The sequence below is a fragment of the Rhodovulum bhavnagarense genome, assembly GCF_004343505.1.
In the GTDB taxonomy this organism is placed as follows: domain Bacteria; phylum Pseudomonadota; class Alphaproteobacteria; order Rhodobacterales; family Rhodobacteraceae; genus Rhodovulum; species Rhodovulum bhavnagarense.
On sequence record NZ_SLXU01000009.1, the window covers coordinates 39,411 to 53,247 of the forward strand.

A 13,837-nucleotide genomic window follows, 5' to 3' on the forward strand; every position below is an offset into this window, starting at 1 on the left:
GCCGAATGGTAGAACGCGCACCATGACGATGCTTGATAGTTTTCTTCGCGCAATACGCGATAGCGCCCGGCGCGTTGCCTTTTCGGTGCTGGCCGGTATCCTGCGTGACCGCGGCCGCGAACAGATCGAGGCGCGGATCTCTGAGCGTCCTCCCTTCGAACAGACGCTGATCGTCGCCGCGGTGCTGGCCGCCCTGTTCCTGACCAGCCTGATCTTTGCCCAAGGGGGGCTGATCGGGCTGTTGGTCTTTTTCCTATTGGTCATTTTTCTGATCCAATAGCGCGCTCACATTCGTTTGAAGTCACCGTGAAGGCGCGTAATTTATACGTCGGATCAAGGGGTTGCCGATGCGTATGCCCATGTATACTTTTGAAAACAAAGAAATTTCCACCCTCCGGTGATCCAGCCCGAAAAACGGCCCGTATCCCTTGCACAACCACCAAACAGGAAAGGGAACAGACAATGGATATCATCGGCCCCCTGATGCTCGGCACGCTCGGCTTCGTCGTTGCCTTCGCCTACATCAACATGCGCCAGACCGAAGAAAAACTGGCCGAAACTCGTCGCCGCAAGGCGCAGGCCGCCGCAAAGGCGTTTGCGGCCGAGTAACCTTCACAGGATCGGGGCCGGTGCGGATCGCTCGGCCCCGATCAGCAGGTTCAGCGCCGCCAATCCGGGGCGCGCTTTTCCAGGAACGCAGAAATGCCTTCGTTTGTATCGCGCCACATCATGTTTTCGACCATTGCAGCGCCGGCGTGCGCATAGGCCGCGTCAATTCCCATTTCGATCTGGTCATAGAACGTCCGCTTGCCGATCCGCACGGCCGGGTTCAACTTTGCGGCAATCTTTTCGGCTAGCTTGAGCACCTCTTCGTCAAGATTTTCATGCGGTACGGCGTGGTTGATCAGGCCAAGGGCTTCGGCGCGGCCGGTTTCGATGAACTCGCCCGTCGTCAGCATCTCGAACGCGTGCTTGCGCGGGATATTGCGCGACAACGCAACCATGGGGGTCGAACAGAACAGCCCGATATTCACGCCGTTCACGCCGAATCGTGTACCCTCTGCCGCGACGGCCAGATCGCAGGCGGCCACCATCTGGCAGCCCGCCGCGGTGGCGATCCCGTGCGGAGCGGCGATCACGGGTTGGGGCAGGCGCATCAATCCGGTCATGACGCGCGCACAACGCATGAACAGGTCGGCGAAATAGGCCTGTCCACCATCCTCGGTCTGACGCCCGGCTTGCATTTCCTTCAGGTCGTGACCGGCGCAGAACACCTTGCCGTTGCCTTTCAGGATCACCACCCGCGTCTCTTGGTCTCCTGACAAGGCGTCGATCTGGCCTTGCAGCGCGGCCAGCATCGCGTCCGACAGCGCGTTCAGCCGTTCGGGTGCGTTCAGCGTCAGCGTGGCAATGCCGCTTTTGTCGTCGCGTAACAGAATATCGCTCATCTTGTTTCTCCTCCCCGTTTCCCGGCAGACTACGCGCCAAAGGGAGGATGGAAAAGAGCATGGATCTACAGATGGATGCCGCGGCGCTGACCGCGTTCATGGAACGGGAATTCCCGCAGGTGGCCGCCGACTTCGTGATCGAGGGGGTGTCGCCGATGCAACTGTGCATGCGCATGCCCGTGGCCGAGCGGCATTTGCGTCCCGGCGGCACGGTGTCCGGTCCCTCTATGTTTGCATTGGCCGATGTTGGAATCTACCTGGCGGTATTGGCAATGATCGGCCCCAAGGCTCTGGCGGTGACCACGAACTGTTCCATCGACTTCATGCGCAAACCGGCGGCGGGCAAGGATCTGATCTGCGAGGCGCGGCTTCTGAAACTGGGCCGCGTGCTGGCGGTGGGGGACGCTCTGATCCGGTCAGAGGGGATGGACGGTGTCGTCGCGCGCGCCAGCCTGACCTATTCGATTCCGCCGCGCTGAGGGGCGTTGACGTGGGCGGCGCCATGGCCTAGCCCGACGCCATGGCACGCGCACCGCTTTTGCAACTCAACGATATTTCTCTGACCTTCGGGGGGAATCCGGTGTTTGCCGGGTTGGATCTCGTCGTGCAGCCGGGCGACCGGCTGGCGCTGGTGGGCCGCAACGGGTCGGGTAAATCCACCTTGATGAAGGTAATGGCCGGGCTGGTGGAACCAGACGCGGGCGCGCGCATCCTGTCGCCGGGTACCAGCACCGGCTACATGGAACAGGAACCGGATCTCTCGGGCTTTGCCACGCTCGGCGATTTCGCGGCCAGCGACCTGGCCCATGGCGAGGAATACCGCGTCGAGATGGTTGCCGAGGGGCTCAAGCTCGATCCGGCCACGCCGGTTGCGACCGCATCGGGCGGCGAGCGCCGGCGCGCGGCGCTGGCCAAGCTGCTGGCCGAGGCGCCTGAACTGATGCTTTTGGACGAACCCACGAACCACCTCGACATCGAGGCGATTGGCTGGCTTGAGGCCCAGTTGGCCGAAACGCGCTCGGCCTATGTGCTGATATCGCACGACCGGGCTTTCCTGCGCGCCTTGACCCGCGGTACGCTGTGGATCGACCGGGGTGCGGTGCGCCGCCAGGACCGGGGCTTTGCCCATTTCGAAGAGTGGCGCGACAAGGTCTGGGCCGACGAGGATGAGGCCCGTCACAAACTGGACCGCAAGATAAAGGCCGAGGCCCGCTGGGCGGTTGAGGGCATTTCGGCCCGGCGCAAGCGCAACCAGGGTCGGGTGCGTAACCTGGCCGCGCTGCGCGAGGAACGCGCGGGTATGATACGTCGCCAAGGCGCCGCCGCCATGGCCCTGGAGGGCGGGTCGCAATCGGGCAAGCGCGTGATCGAGGCGCGGGGGATTTCCAAGCGCTTTGGCGACCGGACGATCCTGCGCGAGTTCAGTCTGCGCATTCATCGCGGGGAACGGGTTGCCTTCGTGGGGCCAAACGGGGCGGGCAAGACCACCTTGTTGAAAATTCTGACCGGCGATTTGCCCCCCGATACCGGCGAGGTCAAGCTGGGCACCAACCTGCAAATGGCGATTTTCGATCAAAACCGCGCGGCCCTGGACCCCGAGATGAGCCTTTGGGACAGCCTGACCGGCGATCTGGATATGCGCGTTTCGGGCCGTGCCGATCAGGTGATGGTGCGCGGCCAGCCGCGGCATGTCGTAGGATATCTCAAGGACTTCCTGTTTGACGAAGCACAGGCACGCGCGCCTGTGCGTTCCTTGTCGGGCGGCGAACGGGCGCGGCTGTTGCTGGCCCGGATCATGGCGCGGGAAAGCAACCTGTTGGTCTTGGACGAACCGACCAACGACCTGGACGTTGAAACCCTGGACTTGTTGCAGGAATTGCTGTCCGATTACGAGGGTACCGTCCTGCTGGTCAGCCATGACCGCGACTTTCTCGACCGCGTGGCCTCGACCACCATCGCGATGGAAGGTGACGGTCGTGCCGCGGTCTATGCCGGAGGCTGGTCTGACTACCAGGCACAGCGCAAAGCACACCAGATGCCGGAAGTCATAGAAAAACCAAATCGTTCCGGGCCAAAGTCTAGGTCAAGTGAAAGAAATGACCCACAAGGGCTTAGTTTTACACAAAAGCATCGGCTAGAGGTGTTGCCCGCTGAAATTGAACGGCTGGAGGCCGAGATCGCCAAGCTGGAAGAATTCCTTTCCGACCCCGAGTTGTTCACCCGAGAGCCGGCAAAGTTCGAAAAGGCAAGCAGCGCCCTGATTCAGCGTCAGACAGCGCTTGCCGCAGCCGAAGAGGAATGGCTGGATCTTGCGCAAAAGGCTGAGGGCTGAACGCCCTCATTTCATCCTCAACGCACCATCGAGCCGGATCACCTCGCCGTTCAGATAGCAGTTCTGCACGATGTGCATGACAAGGGCCGCGAATTCCGCCGGTTCGCCCAGTCGCGGGGGCGCGGTCACGTCGGCAGCGAGCGCGTCCATTACCTCCTGACCCAGCCCCTCGAGCATCGGGGTTCGGAAGACACCGGGCGCAATGGCCATGACGCGGATTTTCAGGCTGGCAAGGTCGCGCGCCAGCGGTAAGGTCATCGCCGCGATTCCACCCTTCGAGGCCGCATAGGCCGCTTGACCCTTCTGGCCGTCAAAGGCCGCGACGGAGGCCGTGTTTACGATCACGCCCCGGCAACCGTCGCGATCATCGGCATTGCCTGCCATTTCGGCCGCGGCCAGGCGCAGAACGTTGAAACTTCCAATCAGGTTGATTTCCACTGTCTTGCGAAAGCTGTCCAGCGCATGCGGACCCGACCTGCCCAACGTGCGTTCAGCGGTGGCGATGCCTGCGCAGTTGATGCAGGCGGTGATGCCGCCCATTTGCGTGCTGGCCTCGCTGATGGCCTGCGCAACCGATGTGGCATCGGTCACATCAACCGGCAGGAATCCGGCACCGATTTCCGAAGCAAGCGCCGCCCCCCCGGCGACATCGCGATCAAGGATCGTCACCGCCGCCTCTGCATCGCATAACGCGCGTGCCGTCGCGGCACCCAGCCCCGAGGCTCCCCCGGTAACGATCGCCTTTGTTTCACTGATCTGCATGTGCATCCCTCCCGTGAATATCGGCGACCAGAGCTAGCCGCGAGTGGCACGCCTTGTCCAGCCGGTTGCAACGGCGCGGGGGCGCTCATGTCCATGTCAGGTCATGCAGGATGGCCGGTATCATCACCATATCGGCCGACGCTGTGCCCTTGCCCCCCCGTATTCCCATCACGCGCCAGATATGCAAGAACCGCCGCGAAACGCGCGAGAGAGTTGGACGCCATGACCGAGATCAGCCTCTACAATACCCGCACCCGCCGGAAGGAGCGGTTCGATCCCATCAACCCCGACAATGTGCGGATGTATGTCTGTGGTCCCACGGTCTATGACCGGGCGCACCTGGGTAACGCACGCCCGGTGGTGGTGTTCGACGTCCTGTTCCGCCTGTTGCGCCATGTCTATGGACCAGATCATGTCACTTATGTACGCAACTTCACCGATGTGGACGACAAGATCATCGCGCGGGCCGATGAAAACGGGCGACCCATCGAGGAGATCACCGCCGAAACCACGCAATGGTTCCTTGAGGATATGGGCGCGCTGGGCGCGCTGGAACCAACCTACATGCCGCGTGCGACCGCCTATATCGGCCAGATGATCGCCATGATCGAGGTGTTGATCGCAAAGGGTCACGCCTATGCCGCAGATGGCCATGTCTTGTTCGACGTTCGCAGCTATCGCGATTACGGCGCGCTTTCAGGGCGATCGGTGGACGACATGATCGCCGGTGCGCGCGTCGAGGTGGCACCGTATAAACGTGATCCGATGGATTTCGTCCTTTGGAAACCGTCGACGGATCATCAGCCGGGCTGGGACAGTCCCTGGGGGCGCGGGCGTCCGGGCTGGCATATCGAGTGCTCGGCGATGTCGCGAGAGTTGCTAGGAGAAAGTTTCGATATTCACGGCGGCGGCAACGACTTGACATTTCCCCACCATGAAAACGAGATCGCGCAAAGCTGCTGTGCCCATCCGGGTAGCGATTTCGCGCGTTACTGGTTGCATAACGAGATGTTGCAGGTCGAAGGCCGGAAAATGTCCAAGTCTCTGGGCAATTTCTTTACCGTACACGATCTGTTGGAACAGGGTGTGCCGGGCGAGGTGATCCGCTTTGCCTTCTTGTCCACGCATTACCGCAAGCCGATGGACTGGACGGCGGAAAAGGCGCGGGAGGCGGAGGTGGTTCTACGCAAGTGGCGCGCCATTGCCGATGGGGTCGAACCATCAACACCAAGCCAGGCGGTATTGGATCGCTTGGCTGACGATCTGAACACGGCGGGCGCCATGGCCGAACTGCACAGACTCGCCAACCTGCTTCAATCTTGGGAAGGCGGGGCGGCTTTGCCTGATTTCGATGTAGCTTCTGCCCATGGCGAGTTCGTGGCCTCTGCGCGGCTTCTGGGATTGTTGACCGAGGAACTTTCTGGATGGGAACGGGCGTCCTCGGATCTTTCACCATTGACTGAGAAACTATCGTTGGCGCGGGTCAAGGCCATGACCACAAAGGATTTCAGTGAGGTCGATCGCCTAAAGGCCGCGCTTGTTTCAGCCGGCGTCGAGGTACGTATGTCCAGGGATGGCGTCGAACTTGTCCCCGGTCCCGACTTCGACCCCTCGGGGCTGGATAGGCTGGAATGATGTCCCGCGCCCCAAAATCGCGCCAACTCGACCGAGGATGGCAGTGTTCAGGCCGTGATGCACCAGGCATGACGATGTACCGGGCATGACGTTACAAGCCTGCGCCGAGATCGTGCGGCGTGGCGATCCCGACCGCTTTCGCGTCGCGATGGCCGCACCCTTGACGGCGCGCGCGCGGCTCTTGCCGCTTTTCGCTTTCAATGTCGAGGTGGCGCGCGCCCCGTGGGTCAGCAGCGAGCCCATGATCGCCGAGATGCGCCTCCAATGGTGGCGAGATGTTTTGGCAGAGATCGTCGAGGGCGGCAAGACACGCCGCCACGAGGTGGCCGAGCCGCTGGCGGAGGTTCTGTCACCGGCTGATGCGCGGGCGCTTGACGCCTTGGTCCTGGCGCGGCGCTGGGATGCCTATCGTGAACCTTTTGCCGATCAAGCCGCTTTGGAGAGGCATATCGAGGCAAGCGCGGCAACCCTTCTGGTCGTGGCTGCACGCGTGCTGGGTGCGCGCAGCGGCCTCTCGACGCTGCATGAGCTGGGTTATGCGATGGGGCTGGCCAATTGGTTGATCGCTGTTCCCAAGCTTGAGGAACTTGGGCGTATCCCGCTGATCGACGGACGACCAGAGGCGGTATCGGCGCTGGCCCGCGCCGGGGCGGAGCGGCTGGCGCGGGTCCGGGCTGCGCGTGATGTCATTCCTGCCGCCGCGATCCCGGCCGCACGCATGGCATGGCGTGCAGATCCCGTCTTGCGGCGCGCGGCTCAAAGTCCAGAACGGGTTGCTGCCGGCAGGCTGGAGGTTTCGGAATCCGCCCGGCGCGCCGCCTTTCTGTGGCGGGCCATGGCCGGGCGCTGGTAATAGCTTTACGGAACAAACCGTCTCTGCTTTCAAAGCAGTTAGGGGATGATTCTCGTGTATTTCGTTCCCTCGAGCGAGGCGCCGATGATCAGGCCCTGCTGTCCGAAAATCAGCGCGATCACCGGGTCAAGCGCGGTCATCGTGCGCGCAGAGAGGTTTCCGCCCTGGTCGCGGACCGCGTATTCGATATCGCCGCCCGCCGACCAGCCCGCCCCTGCGCGGAACTCGCGCAGTGCCTCGGGTGTCATGAAAAACAGTGCATGGGCATATTGTTGTGCCCCGATCTGAAAGCCAAAGCTGGCCTGCGTGGCAGAGTAATAATCCACCGTCACGTTATCGACCCGCAGCGCCCCGCGCCCATAGGCCCCGCCAACGCCCAGCCCGGCCTTGGTGATCAGTGGCATCCACAGGATACCCTGGGCCTTTTCAGCGAGTGTCTGCGTGTCGGGATAGCGCATGAACAGGTAATCGCGCGTGGCGTCGACCCGGCTGTCTATGGTGTAGCTTCCGGTGCTGCCCACACCGTTGCCGCAGGCCGAGAGAGCCGTCGCAGCGCCCGCTGCCGCGATAAATCTGCGGCGGGATACCCCGCCTGCCATCTTGCCGTCTTGCATTGCTCGTGCCTCTTTGCATTAGGCCTTTGGGACCGATTGCAAGAACTATAATCTGCCCCGCACCCTTTGTCACCGGGGCACGGGGCGGATGGGCAAGTTCACGCCCGGTCTAGACGGCGTTCAGAACACGGGCGGCTTGGGGGGCGAAATAGGTGAGAATGCCATCGCAACCAGCCCGCTTGAAACTCATCAGGCTTTCCATCATCACCTTTTCGCGGTCGAGCCAACCGTTTTGGGCGGCTGCCATCAGCATCGCGTATTCGCCCGAGACCTGGTAGGCATAGGTCGGCACGCCGAACTCGTCCTTCACGCGGCGACAGATGTCGAGATAGGGCATGCCCGGCTTGACCATGATCATGTCGGCGCCCTCCATCAGGTCGCGCTCGACCAGGCGGATTGCCTCGTCGGAATTGGCCGGGTCCATCTGGTAAGTCTTCTTGTCGCCCTTGAGCGCACCGCTGGCCCCCACGGCATCGCGGAACGGCCCGTAAAAGGCCGAGGCGTATTTCGCGGTATAGGACATGATCGTGACGTCCGAATGCCCGGCCTTTTCCAGCGCCGCGCGCATCGCGCCGATCCGGCCGTCCATCATGTCCGAGGGGCCCAAGATGTCGGCGCCGCATTCGGCCTGAGCCAGCGCCATCTTGACCAGCGCCTCGACGGTTTCGTCGTTGACGATGATCCCGTCGCGCACGATGCCATCATGGCCGTTGGCGTTGTAGGGGTCCAGCGCGATATCCGTCATCACGGCGATATCGGGCACCGCGGCCTTGATCGCGCGGATCGTGCGGTTGGACAGGTTGTCGGGGTTCCACGCCTCTTCGCAGGCCTCCGTCTTCAGGGAGGGGTCGGTATAGGGGAACAGGCAGATCGCCGGGATGCCGAGGGACGCCGCCTCCTCGGCGGCCTTGACCGCCAGATCGACCGAGCGGCGCACCACGCCCGGCATCGAGGGCACCGGTTCCTCGATATTCTCGCCGTCGCGAATGAAGATCGGCCAGATCAGGTCGCCCGTGGTCAGCGTGGTTTCGCGCACGAGGTCGCGCAGGGCTGGTGTGCGGCGGGTGCGGCGCAGGCGGGTGGTGGGGAAGGGCGCGACGGTGGGACGCATTGGGCATGTCTCCTTCAACAATTCGACCGACTGGGTTACACGGATCGCGCGCTATCTCAAGTGCGGGATTCGTCCCCCCGCAGCACGATTGGCGCGGGCACAACGGAGCACCTTACCTTGAACTGGTACGAGAATGTCTATGAGCTTATCGACATGCGGTCGTTCTCGAACCTGTGGTACTGGATCGCGCTTGCGGTGACATGGTCGACGGCCAGCCACTGGGTTCTGGGCGTTCCATATGACATGGTGCAGCGTGCCCGCGTGCATGGCGGGCAGGCCGCCGCTGATGTTGCGGCGCTTGTGGCCATCAACACGCGTCGTATCCTGTTCATCGCGCGCGAGGCAGGTATCTGGATCGTGGCGCTTGGCGGGTTCGGGGGGTCACTGTTGCTGACGCTTGGATTTGGCTATGGCTCTGAATTCTGCCAGGCCGTGTTCCTTCTGGGGGCGCCCTTTGCCTTGGTCAGCCTGATCTCGGTGCGCACGGCGCACCTGATAGAACGGCGCGCCCCCGTCGACGAGGCGCTTTACCGGATGCTGCGGATGCACCGGTTGAGCGTTCAATTCGTCGGGATCGTGTCCATTTTCGTCACGGCCATGTGGGGCATGTGGCAGAACATGCAGATCGGCGTTCTGGGCGGTTGACCCGGATCGCCCCCCACCTTAACTGAGCCGCCCATGTCCGAGCCCATGCACATTACCGCCGGAGGCGCGCCCGAAGGTTTCGACGCCCGGCTTCTGGCCCGAGAGGTCGACCGTAGCGGCGCGCCCGTATTGCATATCGCGCGCGACGACAGGCGGTTGGTGGCGATGCGCGCGGCGCTTGCGTTTTTTGCCCCCCAAGTGGTGGTCCTGGAATTCCCAGCCTGGGATTGCCTGCCCTATGACCGTGTCTCGCCCAATCCAGATACCGAGGCCGCGCGGATGGCGACGCTGGCCGCGCTGGCCTCTGGATTGTCGGGCCCGTTCATCGTGTTGACCACGGTCAATGCCGCCACGCAGCGTTTGCCCGCGCGCGCGGTGTTGCGTGAGTCATCCTTTGTTGCGCGTGTCGGGCGGCAGATAGACGAGGAGACGCTCAAGGCCTTCCTCGTGCGCATGGGTTTTTCCCAAGCCCCAACGGTGATGGAGCCAGGCGATTACGCGGTGCGCGGCGGTATCATCGACATCTATCCTCCGGGCGAGGCAGGGCCGGTTCGACTGGACCTGTTCGGCGATGTGCTGGACGGGGCACGGCGGTTCGATCCCGCAACCCAGAGAACGACCGAGCGGCTGGACACTGTCGAACTGGCCCCGGTATCCGAGGTGATCCTGGACGATGCCGCGATCACCCGGTTCCGGCAGAATTACAGGATCGAGTTCGGTGCGGCGGGCACGGATGATCCGCTCTACGAGGCTGTCAGCGCAGGGCGCAAGCATGCCGGGGTCGAACACTGGCTGCCCTTTTTCCACGAGCGGCTTGAAACGCTTTTCGATTACCTGCCGGGGGCCAGCATCTATCTTGACGACCAGGCCACACCGACCCGTCTGACGCGATGGGAAACCATCGCCGATCAATACGAAACACGGCGCGAGGCTATGATGCAGAAGGGGCGGATCGATTCCGTCTACAAGCCCTGCCCACCTGGGCTCATGTATCTCGATGACGATGCCTGGGATGCGGCGCTGGCCGGGCGCCGTGTAGTGCAGATGAACCCTTTGGCGCAGGGAACCGGCCCAGGTGTTGTCGATGCGGGGGGGCGGATTGGTCGCAATTTCGCGCCCGAGCGAAAACTAGAACAAGTAAGCCTTTTCAGTGCATTGCAGCAGCATATTGAAGCACGACGTCAAGAGGGCTCAGTCGTCGTCGCGTCATATTCCGAGGGCGCGCGCGAACGCCTGAACGGCTTGCTGGAAGATGAGGGCATCATCGATACCCGGATGATCGCCGACATCCGAGACGTGTCCGATCCGCGCGGGGTCTACCTGACCGTCTGGGCGCTGGAACACGGGTTCGAGGGGCCCGGACTGACGGTGATCTCGGAACAGGACGTCCTTGGCGACCGCCTTATCCGCGCGCCAAGGAAACGCCGCAAGGCCGAGAACTTCCTGACCGAAGCTCAGACCTTGGCGCCAGGCGATCTGGTGGTCCATGTCGAACATGGGGTGGGCCGTTTCAACGGCCTGGAAACCATCACCGCCGCCGGGGCGCCGCATGAATGCCTGGCGCTGGAATATGCCGGCGGCGACCGGCTGTTCCTGCCGGTGGAAAACATCGAACTCCTGTCGCGCTACGGCCATGACGAGGGGTTGCTGGACAAGCTGGGCGGCGGCGCCTGGCAGGCCAGGAAGGCGCGGCTCAAGGAACGTATCCGCCAGATCGCGGACAAGCTGATCCGTGTGGCAGCCGAGCGAGCGTTGCGCAACGCGCCCATATTGGAACCCAGCCACCACATGTGGGAGGCGTTTTCCGCACGCTTCCCTTATCAGGAAACCGACGATCAGTTGGCCGCCATCGAGGATGTGCTGAACGACATGGCCAGCGGCACGCCGATGGACCGGCTGATCTGCGGCGACGTGGGGTTCGGCAAGACCGAGGTCGCGATGCGCGCGGCCTTCGTGGCGGCCATGTCCGGGGTACAGGTCGCGGTGATCGCGCCCACGACGCTGCTGGCCCGGCAGCACGCGAAAAGCTTCATGGAGCGGTTCCGCGGCTTCCCGATCGAGGTGCGGCAGCTTTCACGCTTCGTCACCGCCAAGGATGCCGCGAAGACGCGGGCGGGGCTGGCGGACGGCACGGTGGATATCGTGATCGGCACCCACGCGGTGCTGGCCAAGGCGGTGAAGTTCCAGAATCTCGGGCTGTTGATCATCGACGAGGAACAGCATTTCGGCGTCACCCACAAGGAACGGCTGAAGCAGATGCGCAGCGACATCCATGTGCTGACGCTGACCGCAACGCCGATCCCGCGCACCCTGCAGATGAGCCTGACCGGCGTGCGCGACCTGTCGATCATCGGCACGCCCCCCGTGGACCGGCTGTCGATCCGCACCTATGTCAGCGAGTTCGACACGGTGACGGTGCGCGAGGCATTGCTGCGCGAGCATTACCGCGGCGGGCAGAGCTTCTTCGTGGTGCCGCGCATCACGGACCTGCCGGAGATGGAGGCGTTCCTGCGCGACCAGGTGCCCGAGGTGAGTTTCATCACCGCTCATGGCCAGATGGCGGCGGGCGAGCTGGATGATCGGATGAACGCCTTCTACGACGGCAAATACGATGTGCTGCTGGCCACCACGATCGTGGAATCCGGTTTGGACATCCCGACCGCCAACACGATGATCGTGCATCGGGCGGACATGTTCGGTCTGGCGCAGCTCTACCAGATCCGGGGGCGGGTGGGCCGGTCCAAGGCGCGGGCCTATGCCTATCTGACCACCAAGCCGCGCGCGCCGCTGACGCCGCAGGCGCAGAAGCGGCTGCGCGTCCTGGGCAGCCTGGACACGCTGGGGGCCGGGTTCACCCTGGCCAGCCAGGATCTGGACATTCGCGGCGCCGGCAACCTGGTGGGCGAGGAACAGTCGGGCCACGTCCGCGAGGTGGGCTTCGAGTTGTACCAGTCGATGCTGGAAGAGGCGATTGCCAAGATCAAGGCGGGCGAGATGGAGGGGCTGTCCGAGGCTGATGGCGATTGGTCGCCGCAGATCAACCTGGGCGTGCCGGTGCTGATCCCCGAGGATTACGTGCCGGATCTGGACGTGCGCCTGGGTCTTTACCGGCGGTTGTCGGGGCTCTCGACCAAGGTGGAACTGGAGGGCTTTGCCGCCGAGCTGATCGACCGGTTCGGCAAGCTTCCCAAGGAGGTCAACACGCTGCTGCTGGTGGTGCGGATCAAGGCGATGTGCAAGCGGGCGGGGATTGCGCGGATGGATGGCGGACCCAAGGGCGCGACGATCCAGTTCTGGGGCGACAAGTTCGCCAATCCCGCCGGTCTGGTCGAATTCATCCAGGCGCAGCAGGGGCTGGCCAAGGTCAAGGACAACAAGATCATCCTGCGCCGCGACTGGAAGAAGGACAGCGACAAGATCAAGGGCGCCTTTGCCATCGCCCGCGACCTGGCGGAGAAGGTCAAGGCCGTCTGAAGCGCCCTTGGCGGGCGATCCACGCGTGGCGAGGGCGGAATCTGGGTATTTTTTCCAAGAAGAAGATCAGGATACCCAGATTTCCGGGCCGCCACATATCGCGGGATCGGGCAGACCGACCGCCGCATCGTCCTTGCCGGCGTAATCCAGCCTCGACAAAACCGCCCTGATCGACGCGAGCCGCGCGCGGCGCTTGTCATCGGAGCGGATCACCGTCCAGGGCGCGCAGCAGGAGTGGCTGTGGACGAAAGTTTCGAGGATCGCCTCGGTATAGGAATCCCAACGCTTCAAACCCTCGACGTCGATCCAACTGAGTTTCCACTGTTTGAGTGGATCGCGCTCGCGATCCAGGAAGCGTCGCAGTTGCTCGGCGCGGCCGACATTGAGCCAGAGCTTGAAGAGGTGAATCCCCTCTTCGACCAGCATCGCCTCGAAATCGGGAACCTGCGCGAAGAAATGGGTGCGCTGGGCGGGCGTACAGAAGTCGAAGACATGCTCGACCACGGCGCGGTTATACCAGGAGCGGTCAAAGAATACGATCTCGCCCCCCGAGGGAAGATGAGGAATGTAGCGCTGGAAATACCATTGGCTGGCTTCGCGGTCGGAGGGCGTGCCCAAGGCCACGACGCGCGCAACCCGAGGGTTAAGATTCTCGCGAAAGCGCTTGATCGTACCGCCCTTTCCGGCCGCGTCTCGACCCTCGAAGACGATTGCGACACGGCTGCCTTCTGCCTTGACATGGGCTTGCAGCTTGACCAGTTCGATTTGCAGCGCCGCGAGTTGTCGTTTGTAGGCATCGCTGTCCATTTCGCGATCATAGGGATAGCTGTCGGAAAGGATGTCCGATTTCTTTGCGTTCCGAATGGCGCGGCGGATGCTTTCGGGGGCCCGGGTGTCGTGGAATTCGCTGATCGCACCATCGAAAGGCAGTTTCATGGCCGTTCCTTTCTGTCGGGGATGACT

Annotated in this window: 13 protein-coding genes; 8 read left to right on the forward strand and 5 right to left on the reverse strand. The window is 62.9% G+C overall.

All coding sequences use genetic code 11. From position 1 onward, the window contains the following. The first annotated feature begins 22 nt into the window (after nt 1-22). Both EV663_RS10140 and EV663_RS15630 read left to right on the forward strand, forming a co-directional pair. Nucleotides 23-280: a hypothetical protein gene (locus EV663_RS10140; RefSeq protein ID WP_243697934.1), complete on the forward strand. Its 258-nt coding sequence runs from the start codon at nt 23-25 to the stop codon at nt 278-280. Nucleotides 281-462: 182 nt separating this feature from the next. Further along, nucleotides 463-609 carry a hypothetical protein gene (locus tag EV663_RS15630; protein WP_165910173.1) on the forward strand — a complete coding sequence of 49 codons (147 nt, stop codon included), beginning with the start codon at nt 463-465 and terminating at the stop codon, nt 607-609. 50 nt (nt 610-659) lie between these two features. On the opposite strand, the gene EV663_RS10145 is transcribed toward EV663_RS15630, so the two are convergent. After that, nucleotides 660-1,448, reverse strand: coding sequence for an enoyl-CoA hydratase (locus EV663_RS10145; RefSeq protein WP_132951685.1), 789 nt, complete (start codon nt 1,446-1,448; stop codon nt 660-662). 59 nt (nt 1,449-1,507) lie between these two features. Between EV663_RS10145 and EV663_RS10150 the strand changes: the two genes are divergently transcribed. Continuing rightward, nucleotides 1,508-1,927 carry a PaaI family thioesterase gene (locus EV663_RS10150; protein WP_132951686.1) on the forward strand — a complete coding sequence of 140 codons (420 nt, stop codon included), beginning with the start codon at nt 1,508-1,510 and terminating at the stop codon, nt 1,925-1,927. Nucleotides 1,928-1,968: 41 nt separating this feature from the next. Next, entirely contained in the window at nt 1,969-3,780 is a 1,812-nt protein-coding gene (locus tag EV663_RS10155) for an ABC-F family ATP-binding cassette domain-containing protein (protein ID WP_132951687.1), read from the forward strand. 6 nt (nt 3,781-3,786) lie between these two features. On the opposite strand, the gene EV663_RS10160 is transcribed toward EV663_RS10155, so the two are convergent. Then, nucleotides 3,787-4,542: an SDR family NAD(P)-dependent oxidoreductase gene (locus EV663_RS10160; protein ID WP_132951688.1), complete on the reverse strand. Its 756-nt coding sequence runs from the start codon at nt 4,540-4,542 to the stop codon at nt 3,787-3,789. A 222-nt stretch (nt 4,543-4,764) separates the two neighbouring features. On the opposite strand from EV663_RS10160, the gene cysS reads away from it, so the two are divergent. Together cysS and EV663_RS10170 are read left to right on the forward strand one after the other, a co-directional pair. Further along, the gene (cysS, locus tag EV663_RS10165; RefSeq protein ID WP_132951689.1) at nt 4,765-6,177 is read left to right on the forward strand and encodes a cysteine--tRNA ligase; all 1,413 of its coding nucleotides are present in this window, start codon (nt 4,765-4,767) and stop codon (nt 6,175-6,177) included. Between the two features lie 85 nt (nt 6,178-6,262). Then, the gene (locus tag EV663_RS10170; protein WP_132951690.1) at nt 6,263-7,030 is read left to right on the forward strand and encodes a squalene/phytoene synthase family protein; all 768 of its coding nucleotides are present in this window, start codon (nt 6,263-6,265) and stop codon (nt 7,028-7,030) included. Nucleotides 7,031-7,068: 38 nt separating this feature from the next. On the opposite strand, the gene EV663_RS10175 is transcribed toward EV663_RS10170, so the two are convergent. Together EV663_RS10175 and hemB are read right to left on the reverse strand one after the other, a co-directional pair. Continuing rightward, nucleotides 7,069-7,644: a lipid-binding SYLF domain-containing protein gene (locus EV663_RS10175; RefSeq protein WP_243697935.1), complete on the reverse strand. Its 576-nt coding sequence runs from the start codon at nt 7,642-7,644 to the stop codon at nt 7,069-7,071. A 109-nt stretch (nt 7,645-7,753) separates the two neighbouring features. After that, complete coding sequence (gene hemB, locus EV663_RS10180; RefSeq protein WP_132951691.1) at nt 7,754-8,755, reverse strand: porphobilinogen synthase; 1,002 nt, start codon at nt 8,753-8,755, stop codon at nt 7,754-7,756. 117 nt (nt 8,756-8,872) lie between these two features. Here hemB and EV663_RS10185 point away from each other — a divergent pair, with 117 nt between their 5' ends. Both EV663_RS10185 and mfd read left to right on the forward strand, forming a co-directional pair. Beyond that, nucleotides 8,873-9,400: a component of SufBCD complex gene (locus tag EV663_RS10185; RefSeq protein WP_132951692.1), complete on the forward strand. Its 528-nt coding sequence runs from the start codon at nt 8,873-8,875 to the stop codon at nt 9,398-9,400. A 33-nt stretch (nt 9,401-9,433) separates the two neighbouring features. Next, nucleotides 9,434-12,874 carry a transcription-repair coupling factor gene (gene mfd, locus EV663_RS10190; RefSeq protein WP_132951693.1) on the forward strand — a complete coding sequence of 1,147 codons (3,441 nt, stop codon included), beginning with the start codon at nt 9,434-9,436 and terminating at the stop codon, nt 12,872-12,874. A 66-nt stretch (nt 12,875-12,940) separates the two neighbouring features. Here the strand turns inward: mfd and ppk2 are convergent, their stop codons facing one another. Beyond that, on the reverse strand, nt 12,941-13,810 hold the full coding sequence (ppk2, locus tag EV663_RS10195; protein WP_132951694.1) for a polyphosphate kinase 2: 870 nt from the start codon (nt 13,808-13,810) through the stop codon (nt 12,941-12,943). Nucleotides 13,811-13,837: the final 27 nt, after the last annotated feature.